Raw genomic sequence first — 17,299 nt, 5'->3', positions numbered from 1 at the left:
AGGCTGGATAAGTGCGCTTTGCTATTACTGATATCATATAAACCACTGATAAAAAGTCTTAATCCGGACAATAACAAAAGAGAATAAAATCACGGCGGGTTTATATAAATTAAACTAATGATTTTTATTTGCTTGTGTCATTATAAAGCTCAGCTTATAAGCTCTGGGACTATAATAATGAAAAATATGTACTATATAAGCATTTCAAAAGTAGCAAACAACCATGTTGTCCATAACGGTACGTGTATACATGTCAGAAATCATGCAGAGGACATGATTTTGCTGGGAGAATTTGGTCAGTTATTTCTGGCTCTGGGCATCGCCAGAAATAACTTTAAATCAGTAACGCCCTGCGAAGAGTGCCTGATCCCCAAACGTGCGGCCACTTGTCTCGCGAAAAAGCCATCAGCACCTGCCCGGCTTTTTCCTCTGGAAAAGCCTTAATTAGCGGAGAGGCAATTTTCCTGAAAATGCTTTCGCTGTTTTTATTTCAGGCCATCAACAGAGATTAATAAAAGAAGCGAAGCCATGGGGCCTGCAAATGCTCTGTAAAAGTTACCGGATTTTTTTACAGGTGAAAGCCCGCGCTGACTGTATAATTTTCCGGTAATCTGGAGCGATTCAGGCAGGAAAACTTCATTTATTTCCTCAGGCAAAAGCAGAGCTGACAAATAATCACTGTAACCAGTTTCTGGCACTTTCAGGTTTGTAATATCCGCTTCTGCCATAAAGCCGCCATTGAGCAGGTTTTCAGGGGCTACTGTGAGCGGAAAGCACGCACAGTAGCCGGCAGTTAACAGGTGAAAAAAGCCCGCATTCCGGGATGCGGGCCTGAACGGTGGTTATCGCCAGGGAAATAAATTACGGCTTTTTGAACTTGTCTTCGACTTTCTCTTTGGCTTCCGCAATTTTATCACCTGCCTTGTCGGCTAAGCTTTCTTTGTGCTCCGGGTGATCCGTGCGATTATTATCTGACGTGACGTCATACTCTCTGGCATTACCTGAGCGGGATGCTTCAGACAATGTCCCGGCATCAGGAGCTAAGTCTGAGGCCTGCACGGTGTCTGCATGATCGATATCCACTTCCTGACGGCGCACTGAATCACTGACCGTCTCCACCCGATCGCTTTCATCTTTACGTACCACCACTTCTTCTTTGATGTGCGCCGTTTTGTTAATGACGGGTTGTTCATGGGTTTCAGCAACTTCTACCGTTTTTTCTGACCAGTCAACGCTGTCCGGCGAGCCGGTTTCACTGAGCGGGCGATGGAAAATTTCGGCGTGCTGCTCGCGCAAGGAGATATTTTCCGAAACGCGATCGGTAACGGTATAGCGGCGGACACGGGTAGAGCCCTCACTGACCAGTCGCTTACCGACTTCCAGTCGTTCTTCAGCCAGGCGAAGCACGTCTTCCTCGCTTTCATCACCGGTCAGTGATGTCCGTACTGCATCCGTGCCGGTCTGGTTACTTTTGCCACCCGGAGGCGAAGTAAGCTCATCATCAGTCGTGTAATCAGCGGGGGCCGCTGCGCTGCGCCCTGTAAGCTCCTCATGCGCATCCAGAATACCCAGCGCGCGCGGGGCCTCATCCTCATCGGCACGAAGCGACAGAACCACCCCGCCAGTTCGCAGCGCATCTTCGTAAACTTCTTCCTGGTCTTCCTCAAGGGTGTTGCCAAACAGGCGTTGCCAGAAACCGGGATGACGCGCTTCATGCCCCTCAGAACGGAGGCGTTCGCCTGAGATAATATCAATATCATCATCGCTGAAGCCGGCCTTAATCAGGTTACGCTTCGCACCTTCCGCCAGAGTTAAGGTACTGAACATCGTTACGATTGTTTCATGAGCCATGGGTCTCTCCTGGGTGACAGTTCAGATGTGTTATATCCTGCAACGGTTGTATATACGTACCTTTTACCAGGTCTCGCGGGCATAACCCTTTAAGCGGGCTGCGGGCCGGCGTGCTTTTAGCCGGGTCTTATGCCCGACCCGGGCGACAGAAAATATGTTCCCCTGCCAATTTTCCGGCGAAATCACTGGCACGTACACAAACAAGCCTGGCATAACCTGGAGAAACTGACGGAAAGTGCCGGGTGAAGAGGCCGTGATGAGAAAAATGACGCAAACCCATGCGGCTCGTCATAAATTCGTAAGCAAAAGCTGGCGGTTTCTGGGAAATGACAGCGTTTTAAACAGACGGGGTAACAACACAAGATGAATCTGCCCGCGCCTGGTTTCGCGTAGCCCTGCTGAATAGTGCTGCAGGAAAAGGAATAATGGCCTTTTTTAAAAAGGAGTTTCATCAGCACCTCGCAGACTTCTTCTGGCTCGCCGGCAAGGCAGGGAAACCAGCCCTGCAGCGCTTACTGGCCGGAAACTGATGGCGAAGGGCTGAAACTGCGCAGCCGGAATACGCCTCGCTTGCAAACAAGGACTCTTTAACCAGAATCTACAGCTGCACAGAAAGCATGAAATGTGCACCTGCGAGAAATCCTTGTCACTTTTGCCCGCTGCTTATTTGCGGGCTTTTTTCGTCTTCACTCACAAGGACAAAGAGCGGCCGGACAGATAACGGAGCATTCATGACAGTGAAATCAGCAGACTATGTAAATAACGGCGGTAAGCATTATGCGAATGATGACACGCAGTTCAGTGTCTCAGGCCATCAGCAGGCGAAACCGGAGCTGGAAGAAAAAATCTGGTCGCTGTTTGGTGAACCTGAAGCCGCGGCGGATAAAAAAGAGCAGGAAGCCATTCGTGAAAAAATCTGGCAGCTGACTGAAGACAACAGTGAGAAATAATCTGGCTGGCGCGGAATAAAACCATAGTCAGGTTAAATCTATATTAAACAAAGAATTAATGAACCTAACGCAGACATTACGGTCTACAGTTAATGCGGAGGTCTCCTCTGTAACGAATTTTAACCCGCCCTGTGCGGGTATTTTTTTGCCCGCAATCCGCAACAAAAGAATAAACAGCCAACGCATCGCACCTGCCGATTCCCCGGCAGCGTCGGGTCGTGAGCACTGTTGCGCTTACCGGCTGGGGTCTGATGGCAACGGCAGTTGTCAGCCAGAATCTGGTCCGGTGGGCGATGCTGTAGCCTCAAATGAGGGAGAGATAAGCGAAAATGAGCGGATGTCTGAAGTTTTTACAAGCTAATTAATACAGGGAAGGTCCGCTATGAGCGAAAAGCGGACACAGAATTAGAACCTGAAACTACATCTTTTAAATTATTATTTACGCTTAATAAATTTAACTACTGGCGTTGCATCAATAATTAGTGATTTAAACTCTGGGAATATTAGCTCTCCATCATCAAAGCATTCGAAAAGAAAACGAATCTCCTTTTCATGGCTGAATTGTTGCGGCTTCAAGTACCGATAATTATTAAATAATTTATCTAAAAAACCAGGGCTTCTTGCTTCAGGGTTAAAGTTGCTTATTTCTACATGACGAGTGCTGTATATAACCTGCTGAACCTTTAGCTGGCAGGTGAATTTCTCAAGCCGCGAGAGGCTCTTCGGATTACCGCTTTCTAGCATGTCCTGCCGAAGCTTTGATTCCACCTGCTGCCTGATAAGTTCACCAATCTGCTCCAGACAAGACTCTTCGAAATACCAATAGTCATCATAGGATTCAAAAAGAGTACTGGCTTCTTCATGCGCATTCAGTCGAGACATGCAGAACGCTAGACAGTTCCGTCCGTGCCAGAGGTGACGGCTTTTCATCTGTCCAATGTGCATTCCTCCTTTAATGACGCTGCTCTGCCGCATACCTGACCACATGGTTATCTCAGTATCGTTGAGCATTCCTGCTCCGGACTGAAGCGCCTCAAATAACGCCATAGGAATATCCGCGTTTTTTAAATCAACCGTGAAACCAAAAGTTGCCTCTCCCTCATCAGCTATTTCTTCAATTTCTGTTTGGCGATATTCATCTATGCTCCCAATCCTTATCGTACGTCCATTTAAAGGGTTGAACCCGGAATGACAACTCTTGACTATATACATTTATCATCCTTTGTTAATTTTGTTGTTAATAATTAGCTGCGCCGGTCGATATTAACTATTTTTCACTCTTGTATTAAGTAACCGACTGCAGAGTTAAAAATTAACATACTGACTATTAAAATATCTGCTTTTGGCACAAAGCAGACATGCGCGCGGGGTAAGGTCCGCTTTGAGCGAAAAGCGGAGGTTCTCATTTGTCATGACCGTTGGGATATATAACTAAAATTTACATGATAATCGTTTGGGAGTAGGTTAGTACCAGATAACTGAAATTAGGCATTAGATCGGATTTGTTAAAGGTATATATCTGACTGCCTATAGTTCTTAGTCAAAGAAAGAGACTTGTTTTTTATTGTCTTCCACGCTTAATAAATTATATATTTCATTTGATTTTAATTTTTTCGCGCCATTGGTTAACAATTGGATAAACCCTGAATAAAAAGCAGCATCCTCACTACTTATAGATTTGTAGTCTATGACATAAAGCTTTTTCATATTATGTAGTGCGCTCATTGCTGCGTGCATAGTTCCTCCATCTACAGTGGTTTGTAAAACAATGGTTTTATCTGAAATGGCGCTTTGTAATCTATCCCTTTCAACTAAAGTATATTTAGTTACACGTTCGCCGATCATAAGCTCAGACAGAAGAATACCACCCTTATCAACGATCAGTTCGGCTAGCTTTGTACTTGTAGAAGGGTAAATTTTATCGATACCTTGTGGCAAAATAGCAGTTGTTTTTGCTTCTTTAGATACTGCAACCGAATGGACTATTTCGTCACATCCTTTGGCTAAACCGCTTATGATATTAAAATTATTATCCGAAAGAAATCCTGCTATATACTCTGCGGCTTTTTTTGTTTGAATTGTAGGGTTTCTTGAGCCAATAACAGTAGCATTTTTGCTATAGCTTAAACAATCAACATTTCCTTTGTAGAAGATAACAGTAGGGGCAATATTACCCCCGCTTTTATTCTTTATGTTTTTTAATGACGCGGGGAAATTAACGTCATTATAACCAAGAGGAATGACACCACTACGATAACCTATATCAATTTTTCTTTCTATTTCACTGTGTAGCTTAGCGCATCTCTCTCTGCTTTTCAGAAAATCTAAAGTTTCCAACTTAATGGGCTTCATTTCTGAAACGCTTAAAAAGAAGTCAACTATGTCAACTACAGATTCATAACGGTCATCTTTATCCTGTCCAATAAGTTTTAAAACTGTCTGGTTTCCTAGATAAGGGACTGATTTTAAAAATAAAATATTTGAAGCGCTTAATCCCATAATTTAGTCCTCAATCACAGCACTTTTTCTTCCAAGCATGCCCATTTTGATTCCATACTGATCATAAGTTTTACCGAGAAAAATAGCTGACACGACATTTGCTCCGTTAGTTATTAATTTATATTCCATGGCTCGGAGAGTTTTCCCAGTGGTAAAAATATCATCAAATATTATTATTTTCTTATTTTCTACTATTTCTTTAGGAAAATAGATGTGAGATAACTCACTGCCGGCAGTAATCTTCTCAATGTGTTTTGCTTTCCTATCCCAAAGATAGGATACGTGCTGGAAAAAATTCATCATTCCACAAGCCTTACAAACCTCTTCGCTGAAACGTGCATATCTTCTTTTATACTTTGTCTGTGTAGAGGCGGGAAGGCATATAAATACTGTTTCCTTTAGTGAGTCCTTGCTAAAACTATTTAACAAAACTGCTGCTATCTCTTTATGAATATTACTTGTCCTCTCATTCAATAATCCATCTTTAAAATCATAAATAATTTTTCTGTTTTCTTTGTTTTTTTCAGAGATGTCATTGTATTTCAATGGGTAATAATTGTGTAAGAAATAACATGGTAAGCCATTAGAATCAAAAATATCGAAAGAAACAAACTTTTTATCGAAGATGCTGAGTATCTCTTCAAGAGCAACCATTTGCCTTTCTTTTACTGCGAGTGGGGATTCTATTTCTTTTTCTGTGTTGGGTAATGTGACTTTTGAAAGATCATTAATTCCCTTAAGTACATGGTTGCCTTCTTTTTTTAGAGTATTTTCGAATGATATTAAGGATGCTTTTTTTATTGTGTATTCATTCGGATCGATTTTCTTTGATTGAATTCTAGGAGTGCTTTTCTTGATGTCATCAACTGAATTGCTCTTAAAAAATGTTTCATAAATATATGATACAAAAACTATACCAATAATGAACAAAATTATTGTCATGGTGTTTTCCTTTGCTGTGATTTTAAATTTATCTAAAATACTATCAATTTTTTATTTGAGGATTTTTAACATTTTTTCATGTAGTAGTCACTAATTTTAATCTTCGTAAAACTCCTAAATCGTTCCCCCAGTTAATTAACTACGCAAAGTGTCAGAACGGTCCGTTTCTGGCACTTTGCGGACGTTTATATCAACAGCGTGATGGCTCCTACGGCTCGCCGGCCTTGCCGGGTCGTCAAGCCTCACTCCGCTTACCGGCAGAGCCGGTAAGCTCTGCCGAATCCATTCGGGGTTTGGGCTTGGCGGCTACGTTCTAATGGCAAAGGCCTAGTTAGTCTCAGAAGCTTGCTTACAGCCTGCTATGAATGAGGAGACAAAGTCGGCATTTTTTCACGTTTCTAGGGCCCTTGCCGATAACAGGTTTAAACTTCCAACAGCAAGGAACATATGATGTCGCATTTAAAAAAAAGCCCTCCGGCTGCTATCAGTGCCGATGATGTACGCCGCAGGTGTTGGAGCAGCCACGCGGCAAGATATGGAACGGTTAGGGGCCGACCAGCCGTCGGAAAAGAAAAGCTTGAGGCTGTTTATTTGACAGCTTTAAAACCGATTAACAGATAACATCAATAGCTTCAAGATATTTTTGAACAATACTTAGTAATCAAATAGGATGTTAATATGTTCTTCTTTAGAAAAATATTATTTGTCTCTATGTTGCTCTTGCCTGCGTCAACATTAGCTGGTGTGTGGGATACTTATTATAGTAAAGATGAAATGCGTGGAACCACGCAGAGATTTATTCAATTGCCATCAAACAATACAGTTGAACTTAATTATCCTTATAATGGCGGAACTCAAGCACTACTTTCCATTTATTCAGAGAAGGAGAAACTGAAAGACGGCGCAAAACCAGAGCTGCTCAAGCCGGCATCTGCCTATTTGCGTATAAGTCAAGGGCAGTTTTATTGTGAGGATTCTGAATATTGTTATATGTCAGCTAAATTCGATGATGGAGAAATCGAACGATACAAAATCGAGGAAATACCAGGACAGCCAGCAGGTTATATTTATATTTTTGATAATTTTAGTTCATTTCTTGAGAAAGTAAAAAAACACAAGAGCCTTACGCTGGAGATCTTCATATATAATTGTGGGAATAAGCAGTTTCAGTTTGATATAGATAGGTTTCCAGGTGGTTAGTCTAAATTATTGAAGCTAGTTTAATGATTTTTTAAAGGGTGCTGGGATGAAATTTCAGTTTTCATCGGTGTTATCTGCTCTCTGTTAATAAAATCATCTTGATATTTCTGACGTCCGCTTCTGGCACTAAGCGGACCTGCGCTCTGGAAGGTCCGCTATGAGCGAAAAGCGGAAGTTCGCAATCGTTCCCACAACAAATGAGGTAATTATTAACATCGGTTTGTGTTAATGAGCGGGGAACAGGTCATCACCCCAACAGATAATTCCCTAATTTGACTGTAACAAATGCCTGCTAGCGTGGACCTCCAGGGATGCTTAAGCTCGATTGACTGTTTCATTAAACAGTTAATGGGTAAGCCATCGCAATTTTTAGCTTTTAGTCCGCAGAAAAGGATTATTGGGATGATTTTTACTGACGATAAGATGCTGGGGTACGGTAGTGCTCAACGGGCATTTTCAGAAGGCGACGAAATTTCTCTGGATGCCAATTACCGGCGCGCTCACCTTCCTTTGGTTAATCCGTCACACCCTGATGTTATAGCCATTGATGAAGACTACTGTATGGGTACTTATACCACTAAACGCAATTCTCTAGTGTTGCCTGTCAGCGATGAGCGTCTGCGCGAGACGGCTATTTTTATCGGGCTTGAAAAGGCACTGCGCAACGCATCTTTTTCCGGGAAGATAGCCTGGGATCTACTGGATAAGCGGAAAAAGCTGCTACATGCAACTATAAGTAGCGGGTTGAGTGATGATTGCACGGAGCATGTCACGAAAGCCCTTCAGTCATTTTTAAATACTCCTCCCTGTAAGAAATACAGGCTTGGCGGAATTTTCATTGGGCCGGTTAACACGGGAAGACTGTATTTAAAAGTATATCCGGAAGCAAACGGTGCGGGACACATCTTCGGGGAGATACAGTCACTGCTTGGGCTTAAGCAAACGAAGTTCTTTCTTGTTGGATATTTTAACCTGACAGACCATCTCGACCAGCATCAAACGCAGGAACTTTCTACTATCCTAGACCGCTTTCGTAATGAAACGCTTTGGGAAGATGACATCAGGGAGTTGTGGCTCATTTCAACGCAAGATGATTTAGTATTGAGTGGTACAATAACAAAAAAGATTGTCAGATCTGAAAACTAGCGTTTAAGTCCCATCTGTTCATTCCGCCTGAAGTGACCTGCTTCCTGAATATGACCAGCTCAGATGCCCTCAGCGTCCGCATTTGGCACAGGGCTGCTGTTACAGCCCTGCTAAACTCAGACCTCAATGGACTCAGATATCTCCAGAGCATCATCGACTTCAATACCCAGATAGCGGACCGTGCTTTCGAGTTTTTTGTGTCCTAACAGTAACTGAATCACCCGCAGGTTCTTAGTTTTTTTGTAGATCAGATATGGCTTGGTCCTGCGCATAGAATGCGTACTGTACAATGAAGCATCAAGACCGAGCTTTTCAATCCATCCATGGAATATACGGTTGTATTGTCTGGTTGAGATATGCCGGTAAGAACCGACACGAGACTGGAAAAGATAGTCAGTGCTACGCAGGTGAGCCACCTTGATCCATGCTGCTACTGCCTCTCTGGTTCCTTTAGTCAGTTCAAACTGAACAGGACTACCTGTCTTTTGCTGCAGCACATTCGCTCGACCCGAAACCGCATGGCCATATGCCACGTCAGATACTTTCAACTTCACCAGATCACTGGCCCGAAGCTTACTGTCCAGAGCCATGTTAAACAGAGCCAAATCGCGTACTTTTCCTTCCAGCTCAAGTCTGATACGAATTCCCCAGATATGAGATATCTGAAGCGGTCGTTTTTGGCCGATGATACGGCTTTTGCTCCAGGGGGGCGTATTCATAATCAATCTCCAGTGATTAAGGAGGTGTGATTATGATTGCCTCGTATGAGCGAAAAGCTGATGTAACCCCTCTGGTCAATGAGCCCCCGGAAGCGACTCAATCACCTATGGCGAAGCAACATGTTGGGAGAGCCGCCAAAACTTTCCCTTCATAGGGATATTCTTCTATTTTTTTAGCATGCATTTGAAAATAAGAGAGAATGGCATGCGCCTTTATATGCTTTATCTGGGTACGATGCAGCCGGGTAACATTCCTGTGCCAGGATATTTAATTCAGACAAGCGAAGGAATAAATATCCTTGTAGATACCGGCTGGCCTCGTTCCTTTGTAGATACGCCTGCAAATCCGCCCGGTCTGACAGTTGAAATCAGACCCGAAGATACAGTTGAAGCTCGTCTTGAGGCTATCGGCGTGAATCCAGCCGATATCAGATACCTCATATGCACTCATCTTGATGAAGACCATTCCGGCAATCATGATTTATTCAGCAATGCAGAGCTCATCATTCAGAAAGAACATTACGAACTGGCCAGAAACGGGCATCCCCGCTTCAATGCAAATCGGGATTCATGGGGCCATCCGTCACTCCGGTATCGCCTGATTGAAGGTGATTATGAGCTTTTACCGGGCATCGTACTGCTTGAAACCAGTGGGCATGTTCCTGGTCACCAGTCTCTTTTAGTGCGGCTTTCTGAAACAGGAACCGTTTTGCTTGCCGCTGACGCTGTTATGCATCACTCACTGGCAAATGCGGGTACACGCCAGATGTTTGTCACCGATATGGAGGATGAACCGGGTATCAGGCGGAGTACGCAAAAAATTGCAGACCTGGCTGAAAGCGAAAATGCGGCGTTCGTGGTTTACGGCATGACACTGAGCAGTGGGCTTCGTTACGTCTTTCGCCGGCTTTTTATGAATAATTTTAAGGCCATGCTCTGCTAACTGTTCATTGATGCCCTTACATTTTTAATGTCAGCTTCTGACACAAGACTGTCCGCTAAGAGCGAGAAACGGACGTGCCCCGTTCACGTCCGGGCGATGCACCGTACTTGTTGGTAATTTGCAGAACTACCCGGATTGAACATAACATCCGTGTTGTGCATCGTGGTCTGGAGGCTGCGGTTCCAGACACGCGAGTCGTCTGAACGCATAAGACAGCTGCTAGGGCACGCGCTTAAGCATGTGGATTGCTAAGCCGCCGTTTCGTTCTTCAGTGCGTTCAACTTCATAACCTCATGATGCGTAGAGGCGAAGGTTCACTTCAAACAGCGAGTTCGTATAGAGTCGGACGACATTTAAACCGGCTTGAACGGCCAGTTGCTCTGCGTGGGCCACCATCTTTCTTCCGTATCCGCGCTTCTGGAAACGCGGGGCAACGGCGACGTTTTCAATCAGGATATCGTCCTTGCGCTGAATTGTTTCCACGAGCGCGGCCAAAACTGCGCCAGAGAACAAAAGATCGACTCTGTTATCCTGGATGAACGCGGCGTGATCTGCCTTCATCGGAAGAGGTTCCCGGCCAATCACGGGTACCCACTTGGCGTAAGCCATTCTTGTGAGTTCCGTAACGGCCCCGGCATCGCTAATCGTTGCAATTCGCATCGTCTCGATCATGGTATTACCATAATATCTGTTGCGAGCTCCTCAGAAACGCGCTGAGCGCGTTTCTGAGCTAAAAACTCCAGATAACTGTTCCACAACATTTTCCATGTTTGCACATCATTCTTTTTCAATGTCCGGATAAGCATAAATTCATCTCTAAAATTTTTTTAAAATTAACCCTGTACAAAGCATAAGTATCTGTAGCTAATATATATAGTGCGTTAAAAAAATAACAGAGATATTGAATAGTTACTCATTTTTATAGAATGTAAATTCAGGATAGGCTGATGAAAAGACGCTATGTGATTGCAGATGTTTTTACTGATAAACCTTTTAGCGGTAATCCGGTTGCAGTCGTTCTGGATGCCGAGGGACTGACCACTGAGCAAATGCAGTTGCTTGCCGTTGAGTTTGGCTACAGCGAAACGACCTTTGTATTGTCTCCTGAAGATTCCTCAAATACTGCTCAGGTCCGTATTTTTACACCGTCTCGTGAAATTCCTTTCGCCGGTCATCCCAATGTGGGGACTGCTTTCGTACTGGCAAGTCATGCCACACGGAATGGAGGACCACTGCCTGAGACTCTGCTTTTCGAAGAGGCCGCCGGGCTGGTGCCGGTCAGGCTCATTAGAGAGAATGAGGCTGTCACCGGTGCAGAGCTTCTTGTGCCAGAAGCATTATCATGCCGCTCAGAAGTCAGCCCGGAAAAGGTAGCTGCCTGCCTGTCTCTGGAAACCAGTGATGTTCGTACAGAAATACATATGCCTCTCGTCGCCTCGGTTGGCCTGCCTTTTCTGATAGTCGAGCTCGCAACCCGGCATGCGCTTCGCCGTTGCGTACCTAATTTACAGGGTTTCCGGGCTGTTCTGCCTCTCGACGGTGCGGTTTCTGTTTATGCCTATACGCTGGAAACGGCTCCTGAAGACCAGTGTGATTTGCAGGCTCGCATGTTTACTCCTCGAATGACCGAAGATCCGGCGACAGGCAGTGCGACAGCGGCAGTTACGGCCCTGCTGGCAAAGCTTCGCAATGAAAAAGTGCTTTCGCTCCGAATAAGCCAGGGCGTGGATATGGGACGGGCCAGCATGTTGTATTCAGGCTATGACGGCACGTCAGAAATACCGTCCGTCCGGGTGGGCGGAAAAAGCGTTATTGTAATGGAGGGGGCATTTAACCTGCACTGAGACGCGCTTATACGGTCCGCTATGAGCAAACAGCGGACGTTAAGTGTTACGCAGCATTTCAACTGAGAGTTAGTTCGTGGATGCAGAAAATAAAATATTAATTATGCCAGTGAGGAGAGGCTAACAAAATTATTGAGCTGGAAAATGAAGTGTTATACGGTTGGATTAATATTAAATTTCAAGGACATCTGAGGTCGCCATGCTGGATATTACCAATTTTGGACTCTTTGCCTTTTCAGTTTTTTTGCTTTCTGTAACTCCCGGACCGGATATGGCTTATGTGATTGGGCAAAGCGTTGCTAACGGCCGTCGCGCCGGTATTGTCTCAGCATCTGGAGTGGCGTTAGGAAGTTGCACACATGCGATTGCAAGCACTTTGGGGCTGACTGCCCTCATCACCGCCTCTCCTGTTATGTTTACCGCGATTAAATACATTGGAGCGAGCTATCTGATGTTTCTGGGTGGAAAAATGTTGTTAGGAACATTCATAAGCAAAAAGGACCGCGGAGATGCTGCCCCCCAAAACACCAGGAAGGTAAGTGCCTACATGCTACTGTCCAGGGGGTTTATCACTACATTAACTAATCCCAAAGTGCTCCTTTTCTTTATTTCATTTTTCCCTCAGTTTGTTACACCGGAAGGCGAACAACATGCGGCATCCTTTCTGCTACTGGGACTAACATATGCGTTTATAGCTTTTTTGACCGATGTGACATTTGCCATATTAGCTGGCAGCACGGCTGGAGCTGTTGCAGGTAATCGAAAGCTACAAAATTTACTGGATAGAATTGTGGGTGCTACATTCATTGCATTGGGCGTAAGGCTAGCCTTAACCCGCCGGTAAAAATATTTTCATCATTTTAAATATAACACCCCTGTTGCGCATGCCAGCAAAAAGCCCGCCAGTAGCGGGATGCACGTTTTTAGCTGCGTCTGGAAAGCACAAAAAAACGGCGCATTAAGCGCCGTCAGAAACAAAAATCTGCTTTTCAGTAATCAAAGGTCCTCTGGTGAGGGCTTAATATTTATCGGCTTCGCGCAGTGAACATTCAGTAATAAAATTAATTATTGCATCTAAAATACCACTTTTTTGTTCACTCATGAATGAAACACGACCAGATTTACCCTCCAGGCTTCTGCAAGAGGCAAAAAAAACCCCGCCATCTAAAGCGGGGTGAATCAGGGGTGAGATTCAGAACGGCTCACTGTGACCGGAACCAGCAGGAACCGTCACCCTTTGAGTCTGGTAAGGAATGTTCCGCCGCACAAGCGAAGCCAGCTGCCGCCCTTTTCGCGCCGGACCCTGCCAGCCTGGCGAATTTAACATAACAGTGCTGTCACGACCCTCCCAGATTCCTGAAATTGAACTAAAGATAAGAATAAACGGAAGAGATCATTAAGCCTGATGCGAAACATAAAAACACTATACCGCCGGCTTTATTCAGCACCCCGAAAAAGCGCCCGGACGTCATTTTGTTTTTAACCATATGCGCGAAAAGTCCGTAAAGAAAATGGATAAAAAATACCAGAATGCAAAAAGTAGCTGACAGCAAGGCAAACTGAGGTACAAAAGCTTTCTCTGCATTAATAAACTGAGGAAATAACGCCATAAAGAAAACGATGGGTTTGGGGTTAAGTAATGTAACGATCAGCCCCTGATGAAACCTTCGTCTGGCCGACGGCATAATCATCCTGGCCTGAGAATCAGTATCTTTCCCCAGAGTACGGGGGACAGAACGGAATAGTTTAACTCCCAGGTAGGCCAGATACAGCGAGCCTGCCAATTTGACAGTTAACAGAGCCAGCTGAGAGGTCGTGATAATAATTCCTACACTGCTGGCAGCCACTACAGAAATTACACCCATGCCGGTAGCCACTCCCACAATACCGGCTGTGGCGCTACGAAGGCTGTAATTCAGTGTATTTGTCAGGGTCAACAGTATGCCAGGTCCGGGACTGGCAATGGTCAGGCTTGCGATAAGAATATAAAGGTATACCTGTTGCATTAAATACATCCTGTAAATGGTTAGGGCTAACTCATACCCAGGATGAGTCAGCACAAGAATTCAGTTCTAACTGACTGCAATGAATAACATTTTTTTAACACAAGGTACAGGGCTACCATTTACCATAACGTTTCTGTAACGCCCCGGTTGGGAAGAATAAAACACGGCTACGTGGCGCTATGAGTAATTAACGATTTATTTACCCCGACTATTTAATTTAGGTTTATCATTGGGAAAAACAGGTAATCCTTTATAAAAGAAAAGGAAAATGATGATTAAACTTATAGGCCGTTTGGTGTGCAAAACTGCAGATGAGGCGGAGCTTGTTCGCCAGTATCTTCCTGGACATAAGGAACTGACAAGGGAGGAAACAGGATGCGTGTCATTTGAGGTCACGGAAACGGCGGATCCTCTGATCTGGAAAGTCGAAGAGCTTTTTACAAACCAGGCTACCTTTGATGCTCATCAGAAAAGAACCAGAGCTTCAGTCTGGGGGAGAGAAACTAGCGCGATCACCCGAGAGTACGAAATCTCAGAGGTTGAATAGCGGCACTACTGAATACCTTTCTCAAAGGGCCGCCTCTGGCGGCTTTTTATGTCAGCCCCTACAGCCAAAGTTAACATAGCGACAACGTCCGATTTTGGCACAAAGCAGACTAAGGCAGGCGCACGGTCCGCTATAAGCGAGATGCGGACATTGTGCCTCAACAATTAATTCCGGGCTGAAACGGCTCACTAAATTTAAAAAGTTTTTTGACTTTAGGCTGAGGTCCTAATCATTCAGCTAACCTGTTAATCAAACTGCCAGGTGTACGAAATAAGAAAGCGCGTGTCCGGGTCGTCCAGGTACGTATTGTTGTCCATGATAAACGTCAGCAGGTTAACGGAACTGTGTTCATCAAACCGGTAACCCATTCCCAGCCCGCCAAAGTATCCACGGTAGTTTTCACCCTCATCATTTTTCGACCCGTACGAGCCTGCCGCAAAGCCGAGTACCGTAATGTCGGGCGTCAGTGGCCGGAGCGTGAACGCGCCCAGATAGCCGCTGCTGCCGGAGGTTGTGATGGTGCTGAAACCGTATTCAGAAGGGATACCATCAGCAAACTCTGGCGCTTTGCAGTCAGCCGGGTTACCGGTACTGCAGCCCGTTATCTCACCGGTGTTGTAGGTGTACCCGGCCATCGGGAATATCTGGAAGCCTGCCGGTTCAATGCCAAAATAGCTGAGCGGGACGAACGTGCCGACGGAATAGTTGGTCTGGGTGGCCCCGTTGGTGTACTCGTTTTTGCCAAAGTTAAAGTTAATAATCCCTACCGGAAACAGCCACGAGCCGCCAACCCGCCACTCGCTGGCATCACTGTTAACCCTCGCGTTCAGCTTCTTTGCCTTATCCAGCGCAACCGAGCCGGAAAAAGAGAGGTTGCTGTCGTCCATGTCATAGGTGTCCGACCACGAGACGCCCACCTTAGTGGTCACCTTTGTCGGGTCATCATCCAGCTTCCCGCGCGCCTCTTTTACCGTTGCTGCCTGCACCATGCCGTTCAGGAGAAAAAGCATGACGCCGGCAGTGCCACATCCGAAAGTTCTCATAAGCCCTCCCGGGGCGTCATTATCAGAAGGTATGGCTGTAATTCATACTGAAGAAGTACAAATTGGGATCGCGGTATTCCCCACTGAGCAGCGGTGAGGCAACGGCGGACGACGACATGTTCAGGTACTCAAACGCCGCGCCGACGTTGCTCGATGGCGTAAGCTGGTACTGTGCTCCGACGCCAAACCGCCACGCGTCGCCGGAGGGCATCGTCATAGCGGTGTCATCCTGATTTTTATAAAAGCTGCTGTCATAGGCGATGCCGGTATTGAGACGCCAGCTCTCATCCGGCCGGAACTGCAGCCCCAGCGCCGTATGCCAGGTATCCCGCAGGCGGCTGGTGCGTTCAGCCTGCTGTCCGGCCACGTAAATCTGATTGCCTCCGTACACGCTCCAGTCCTGCCAGCCCAGGTCACCCATGACGGACCAGCGGTCATTCAGGTCGTGCACCACGCTCAGCATGAGCTGCGCCGGCGTATTAACCTGGGCGGAAAGCGGAAGGGCATATTCAACGTTACTGAGCTGCGGGAAGCGCGCCATGGCATCAATACTGAAGTGGTATTCAGTTTTACTGGTATACGTCAGGCCGACGCGGGTTGCGCGGGTCACGTCAAACAGTAACCCGGTGCGAAAGTTCAGCGCCCAGTCATGATCGCTGGCTTTTTCGTCCCGGTCGTCCACGCTTCGGGTCAGGGACAGAAACCCGTAGTTAATCCCTGCGCCCACGCCCCATGACAGCCGGTCGTTTATCTGCCAGGCCACTGCCGGACTCAGCGTCAGGGCGAGCAGCGTACTCTTTTTAATTAAACGCTCGCCTGCCCAGTTGCCAAAATCCAGTCCCAGCCCGTAGTTGCCGTACAGCCCGATGCCGGCAGAAATATCTTCATTCAGGCGCTGATGATAAAAAACGCTCGCGCCGGGAAACCAGCCGATAGTGTTGCCGGGACTGTTGCCTCTGAGCGCGGCATCATCATCCAGCGTGTAGGGCGTGTCACCGTACAGCGCCTGCAGCCCGCCTGTCAGCATCCGGTCAGGCAGTCGCGTCAGGCCGGCGGGGTTGGTCACCAGCGTGGAGGCATCCTGCGCGCGGGCAGCCTGGCCGGCTCCGGCAAGGCCGGTATCCTCAGTGGCAATTTCGTACAGGTACAGACCGCTGGCCTGGGATGAAGCGGAAAGTAAAAGTGCGGCAAACAGGCCCGACATTCGCGGCATAGCGCCTCCGGAAGATTATGGCTGTGGCAGGCCTATTTCATGTCGGGACACTGGAGCTGCTCTACAGACTCAGTATAAACCTGCTGGTTGCCCATTGAGAGCGCGTCTGCTGCAGCCAGAATCAGGGCATGGCTGCTTTCATTACTGAGGAACACTGACCGGATTTTTTCATCGGAAATACTGTTCCCCAGCGTGCAGTGTGTCCGCAGGTCAGTGATAATCTTCTGCTCCTTCAGCGCGTACTCCAGATTTTCGTACGCCGCTGCCGCTGCCGGCAACGCTGATACAAGCAACAGAGAGGCGATGGCTGCTGTAACTGTGTTCATGTTCTGGCTCCGCTAAACCATGGAATACCGTCTGACTGCTGACAGAACATCAAACCTGCCAGCTGATTCA

The 17,299-nt window shown here is 46.3% G+C and carries 18 protein-coding genes and 1 pseudogene; 8 read left to right on the top strand and 11 right to left on the bottom strand.

Features of this window, described 5'->3' with window-relative positions; all coding sequences use genetic code 11:
* The first annotated feature begins 177 nt into the window (after positions 1–177).
* Entirely contained in the window at positions 178–444 is a 267-nt protein-coding gene (locus SC127_RS10900; protein WP_176035893.1) for a hypothetical protein, read from the top strand.
* A gap of 41 nt (positions 445–485) precedes the next feature.
* Here the strand turns inward: SC127_RS10900 and SC127_RS10895 are convergent, their stop codons facing one another.
* Together SC127_RS10895 and SC127_RS10890 are read right to left on the bottom strand one after the other, a co-directional pair.
* Positions 486–728: a hypothetical protein gene (locus tag SC127_RS10895; RefSeq protein ID WP_332626359.1), complete on the bottom strand. Its 243-nt coding sequence runs from the start codon at positions 726–728 to the stop codon at positions 486–488.
* A gap of 133 nt (positions 729–861) precedes the next feature.
* Positions 862–1,860, bottom strand: a pseudogene (locus SC127_RS10890) (YsnF/AvaK domain-containing protein); the annotation flags it as partial.
* Positions 1,861–2,582: 722 nt separating this feature from the next.
* On the opposite strand from SC127_RS10890, the gene SC127_RS10885 reads away from it, so the two are divergent.
* A complete protein-coding gene (locus SC127_RS10885; RefSeq protein ID WP_069729344.1) occupies positions 2,583–2,801 on the top strand; it encodes a hypothetical protein in 219 nt (72 codons plus the stop codon).
* Between the two features lie 435 nt (positions 2,802–3,236).
* On the opposite strand, the gene SC127_RS10880 is transcribed toward SC127_RS10885, so the two are convergent.
* The 3 genes from SC127_RS10880 to SC127_RS10870 all read right to left on the bottom strand — a co-directional run bounded on the left by SC127_RS10880 (position 3,237) and on the right by SC127_RS10870 (position 6,242).
* The gene (locus SC127_RS10880) at positions 3,237–4,013 is read right to left on the bottom strand and encodes a hypothetical protein (RefSeq protein WP_332626352.1); all 777 of its coding nucleotides are present in this window, start codon (positions 4,011–4,013) and stop codon (positions 3,237–3,239) included.
* 324 nt (positions 4,014–4,337) lie between these two features.
* A complete protein-coding gene (locus tag SC127_RS10875; RefSeq protein WP_332626350.1) occupies positions 4,338–5,300 on the bottom strand; it encodes a DNA-processing protein DprA in 963 nt (320 codons plus the stop codon).
* A 3-nt stretch (positions 5,301–5,303) separates the two neighbouring features.
* Positions 5,304–6,242 carry a phosphoribosyltransferase gene (locus tag SC127_RS10870; protein WP_332626348.1) on the bottom strand — a complete coding sequence of 313 codons (939 nt, stop codon included), beginning with the start codon at positions 6,240–6,242 and terminating at the stop codon, positions 5,304–5,306.
* Positions 6,243–6,920: 678 nt separating this feature from the next.
* Between SC127_RS10870 and SC127_RS10865 the strand changes: the two genes are divergently transcribed.
* On the top strand, positions 6,921–7,442 hold the full coding sequence (locus SC127_RS10865) for a hypothetical protein (protein ID WP_332626346.1): 522 nt from the start codon (positions 6,921–6,923) through the stop codon (positions 7,440–7,442).
* Between the two features lie 402 nt (positions 7,443–7,844).
* A complete protein-coding gene (locus SC127_RS10860; protein WP_332626344.1) occupies positions 7,845–8,588 on the top strand; it encodes a hypothetical protein in 744 nt (247 codons plus the stop codon).
* Positions 8,589–8,704: 116 nt separating this feature from the next.
* Here SC127_RS10860 and SC127_RS10855 read toward each other — a convergent pair whose 3' ends face one another.
* Entirely contained in the window at positions 8,705–9,307 is a 603-nt protein-coding gene (locus SC127_RS10855; protein ID WP_332626342.1) for a site-specific integrase, read from the bottom strand.
* A 205-nt stretch (positions 9,308–9,512) separates the two neighbouring features.
* Here SC127_RS10855 and SC127_RS10850 point away from each other — a divergent pair, with 205 nt between their 5' ends.
* Positions 9,513–10,250: an N-acyl homoserine lactonase family protein gene (locus SC127_RS10850; protein ID WP_332626339.1), complete on the top strand. Its 738-nt coding sequence runs from the start codon at positions 9,513–9,515 to the stop codon at positions 10,248–10,250.
* Between the two features lie 291 nt (positions 10,251–10,541).
* Here SC127_RS10850 and SC127_RS10845 read toward each other — a convergent pair whose 3' ends face one another.
* On the bottom strand, positions 10,542–10,922 hold the full coding sequence (locus tag SC127_RS10845) for a GNAT family N-acetyltransferase (protein WP_332626337.1): 381 nt from the start codon (positions 10,920–10,922) through the stop codon (positions 10,542–10,544).
* A gap of 275 nt (positions 10,923–11,197) precedes the next feature.
* On the opposite strand from SC127_RS10845, the gene SC127_RS10840 reads away from it, so the two are divergent.
* Positions 11,198–12,094 (top strand): PhzF family phenazine biosynthesis protein, encoded by an 897-nt coding sequence (locus tag SC127_RS10840; protein ID WP_332626335.1) that lies wholly within the window; start codon positions 11,198–11,200, stop codon positions 12,092–12,094.
* 199 nt (positions 12,095–12,293) lie between these two features.
* Positions 12,294–12,938, top strand: coding sequence for a LysE family translocator (locus SC127_RS10835; protein WP_332626333.1), 645 nt, complete (start codon positions 12,294–12,296; stop codon positions 12,936–12,938).
* A 523-nt stretch (positions 12,939–13,461) separates the two neighbouring features.
* Here the strand turns inward: SC127_RS10835 and SC127_RS10830 are convergent.
* Positions 13,462–14,100, bottom strand: a complete 639-nt coding sequence (locus SC127_RS10830) for a LysE family translocator (RefSeq protein WP_332626331.1) — start codon at positions 14,098–14,100, stop codon at positions 13,462–13,464.
* A 268-nt stretch (positions 14,101–14,368) separates the two neighbouring features.
* Between SC127_RS10830 and SC127_RS10825 the strand changes: the two genes are divergently transcribed.
* Positions 14,369–14,647, top strand: a complete 279-nt coding sequence (locus SC127_RS10825) for a putative quinol monooxygenase (protein ID WP_332626329.1) — start codon at positions 14,369–14,371, stop codon at positions 14,645–14,647.
* Between the two features lie 245 nt (positions 14,648–14,892).
* Here SC127_RS10825 and SC127_RS10820 read toward each other — a convergent pair whose 3' ends face one another.
* The 3 genes from SC127_RS10820 to SC127_RS10810 are packed head-to-tail and all read right to left on the bottom strand — an operon-like array spanning position 14,893 to position 17,229.
* The gene (locus SC127_RS10820; RefSeq protein ID WP_332626327.1) at positions 14,893–15,690 is read right to left on the bottom strand and encodes a hypothetical protein; all 798 of its coding nucleotides are present in this window, start codon (positions 15,688–15,690) and stop codon (positions 14,893–14,895) included.
* Positions 15,691–15,712: 22 nt separating this feature from the next.
* Positions 15,713–16,903, bottom strand: coding sequence for an OmpP1/FadL family transporter (locus SC127_RS10815; protein WP_332626325.1), 1,191 nt, complete (start codon positions 16,901–16,903; stop codon positions 15,713–15,715).
* Positions 16,904–16,935: 32 nt separating this feature from the next.
* Entirely contained in the window at positions 16,936–17,229 is a 294-nt protein-coding gene (locus tag SC127_RS10810) for a YicS family protein (RefSeq protein ID WP_332626323.1), read from the bottom strand.
* Positions 17,230–17,299 lie beyond the last annotated feature (70 nt).

The organism is Pantoea sp. T14 (assembly GCF_036663535.1).
GTDB classification, from domain to species: domain Bacteria; phylum Pseudomonadota; class Gammaproteobacteria; order Enterobacterales; family Enterobacteriaceae; genus Pantoea; species Pantoea phytostimulans.
This window is presented reverse-complemented; position numbering and strand designations above follow the sequence as displayed.

Bases quoted from the DNA above. Each gene is read 5' to 3' on its own strand.
- SC127_RS10845 (WP_332626337.1), bottom strand. From the start codon at position 10,922: ATGATCGAGACGATGCGAATTGCAACGATTAGCGATGCCGGGGCCGTT.
- SC127_RS10850 (WP_332626339.1), top strand. From the start codon at position 9,513: ATGCGCCTTTATATGCTTTATCTGGGTACGATGCAGCCGGGTAACATT.
- SC127_RS10855 (WP_332626342.1), bottom strand. From the start codon at position 9,307: ATGAATACGCCCCCCTGGAGCAAAAGCCGTATCATCGGCCAAAAACGA.
- SC127_RS10880 (WP_332626352.1), bottom strand. From the start codon at position 4,013: ATGTATATAGTCAAGAGTTGTCATTCCGGGTTCAACCCTTTAAATGGA.
- SC127_RS10885 (WP_069729344.1), top strand. From the start codon at position 2,583: ATGACAGTGAAATCAGCAGACTATGTAAATAACGGCGGTAAGCATTAT.
- SC127_RS10860 (WP_332626344.1), top strand. From the start codon at position 7,845: ATGATTTTTACTGACGATAAGATGCTGGGGTACGGTAGTGCTCAACGG.
- SC127_RS10820 (WP_332626327.1), bottom strand. From the start codon at position 15,690: ATGAGAACTTTCGGATGTGGCACTGCCGGCGTCATGCTTTTTCTCCTG.
- SC127_RS10815 (WP_332626325.1), bottom strand. From the start codon at position 16,903: ATGCCGCGAATGTCGGGCCTGTTTGCCGCACTTTTACTTTCCGCTTCA.
- SC127_RS10900 (WP_176035893.1), top strand. From the start codon at position 178: ATGAAAAATATGTACTATATAAGCATTTCAAAAGTAGCAAACAACCAT.
- SC127_RS10835 (WP_332626333.1), top strand. From the start codon at position 12,294: ATGCTGGATATTACCAATTTTGGACTCTTTGCCTTTTCAGTTTTTTTG.
- SC127_RS10825 (WP_332626329.1), top strand. From the start codon at position 14,369: ATGATGATTAAACTTATAGGCCGTTTGGTGTGCAAAACTGCAGATGAG.
- SC127_RS10895 (WP_332626359.1), bottom strand. From the start codon at position 728: ATGGCAGAAGCGGATATTACAAACCTGAAAGTGCCAGAAACTGGTTAC.
- SC127_RS10810 (WP_332626323.1), bottom strand. From the start codon at position 17,229: ATGAACACAGTTACAGCAGCCATCGCCTCTCTGTTGCTTGTATCAGCG.
- SC127_RS10875 (WP_332626350.1), bottom strand. From the start codon at position 5,300: ATGGGATTAAGCGCTTCAAATATTTTATTTTTAAAATCAGTCCCTTAT.
- SC127_RS10865 (WP_332626346.1), top strand. From the start codon at position 6,921: ATGTTCTTCTTTAGAAAAATATTATTTGTCTCTATGTTGCTCTTGCCT.
- SC127_RS10870 (WP_332626348.1), bottom strand. From the start codon at position 6,242: ATGACAATAATTTTGTTCATTATTGGTATAGTTTTTGTATCATATATT.
- SC127_RS10830 (WP_332626331.1), bottom strand. From the start codon at position 14,100: ATGCAACAGGTATACCTTTATATTCTTATCGCAAGCCTGACCATTGCC.
- SC127_RS10840 (WP_332626335.1), top strand. From the start codon at position 11,198: ATGAAAAGACGCTATGTGATTGCAGATGTTTTTACTGATAAACCTTTT.